Below are 1,802 nucleotides of genomic sequence, written 5' to 3'. Positions count from 1 at the left end.
GATAGCAAGAAAAATGGGGTTTATATTTGACTAGCGATTGACCGCAATTCTCGAAAAATTGTCGGTTGTTTTGTGGGAGATAGAACTAGAAAATCAGCTCGTAACTTGTGGGCTTCTTTACCAGAGGTTTATCAACAATGTGCCTTTGTATATACAGATTTTTGGCAAGCTTACAACACAGTAATTCCTCATAAACGTCATCAAGCTGTTGGTAAAGAAACAGGTTTAACTAATCATATTGAAAGGTTGAATAATACCTTTAGGCAACGGGTTTCTCGGTTGGTGAGAGACAGTCTATCCTTCTCGAAAAAGTTGCACAACCACATTGGAGCAGTTTGGTGCTTCATTCATGGCTACAACGCAGAGCTTAACATGATTTGAGCCTCACCACTACTTCCATATCACTACCGAAATTCTGATTCAATTTCCTAATTTGATTTGGATGGACTTCGTCTCGAAGTACTCTTCAAGACCCTTGTGCCCCAATTCCCGACCAATACCGCTCTGCTTGTAGCCACCGTAAGGCATACAAGGCTCAAGTCCCGCAGTATGGTAAGTGTTTACCCAGACCGTTCCAACCCGAATTCCTTTTGCCATGCGCATGGCAGTATCCAGATTTTTTGTCCATACCGCTGCTGTTAAGCCGTACATCGAGTTATTGGCAATTTGGAGGGCGTCGGCTTCATCTTTGAAGCTGATTACGGAAAGTACCGGACCAAAGATTTCTTCCCGCGCGATCGCCATCTCGCCATTAACTGCATCAAAAATTGTAGGCTGCACAAACAACCCTTGCTCTAATCCCTCAACTGAGTAGCGCCCACTTCCACCAATCAGCATCTTCGCCCCATCAGTCTGACCAGCTTGGATGTAGCCTTGAATTCTGTCAAATTGCTTCTCGTTAATCACTGGACCCATAGTGGTTGTGGAGTCCATCGGATCGCCTAACTTGATGTTTTTAGTTGCTGCTACCAGCTGTTCCACAAACTCGTCTTTGATCGACTCGTGTAGCAATAAACGGGAACCCGCTTGACAAACTTGACCGCTATTGAGGTAAATGCCAAAGAATGCACCACCAACTGCTGCCGCCAGATCGGCATCTGGGAATACAATGTTTGGACTTTTGCCACCCAGTTCAAGGCTAATGCGCTTCAGCGTCGGTGCTGCTTTTGCCATGATGCGCCTACCGATAGCGGTTGAACCAGTAAAGGCAATCTTGTCTACTAAAGGCGACTCGACGAGCCGTTCCCCAACTACGGGACCATCACCCGTGACAATATTGATGACACCTTCAGGCACACCAGCTTGGGCAATGATTTCTGCCAGCATGAACGTGCTAGATGGCGTGAATTCGCTGGGTTTTACAACCATCGTGCAACCGGCTGCTAGAGCAGGGGCAATTTTCCACGAAACTAGTAGTAGTGGGAAATTCCATGGTGTAATAATGCCAACCACGCCCACTGGCTCGTGTATTGTTAAACCGATCGCACTACTATCGTGCTGCGTAATTGATTCTCCCTTAACGTCTAGTGCCAAGCCAGCAAAATAGTCATACACCTGGGCAGTTATCTGCACTTCTCCTAGACATATTTCTAATGGTCTTCCGACTTCTTCGCAGAGTGTCTGCGCCAGTTCTGATGCCTTTACTCTCAGCGCCTGTGCTATTTTACCAAGCACATCATGGCGGGTGTAGGCATGAGACTTAGACCAATTTCCTCGATCGAACGCCTGCCGCGCTGCTTGGATTGCCGTATCTGCATCCGCTTGGTCACTCCAGGGGATTTGGACAATAGTCTGCCCAGTGA

Annotated in this window: 1 protein-coding gene and 1 pseudogene; one reads left to right on the top strand and one right to left on the bottom strand. The window is 47.1% G+C overall.

The features are described 5' to 3' along the window. Window positions 1–381: pseudogene (locus tag DSM107010_RS35775) on the top strand (IS1 family transposase); the annotation flags it as partial. 39 nt (window positions 382–420) lie between these two features. On the opposite strand, the gene DSM107010_RS35770 reads toward DSM107010_RS35775, so the two are convergent. Then, the coding region (locus DSM107010_RS35770) for an aldehyde dehydrogenase family protein (RefSeq protein ID WP_148125950.1) at window positions 421–1,802 on the bottom strand (1,382 nt) is incomplete at its 5' end.

Source organism: Chroococcidiopsis cubana SAG 39.79 (assembly GCF_003991895.1).
Taxonomy (GTDB): Bacteria; Cyanobacteriota; Cyanobacteriia; order Cyanobacteriales; family Chroococcidiopsidaceae; genus Chroococcidiopsis; species Chroococcidiopsis thermalis.
This window is presented reverse-complemented; position numbering and strand designations above follow the sequence as displayed.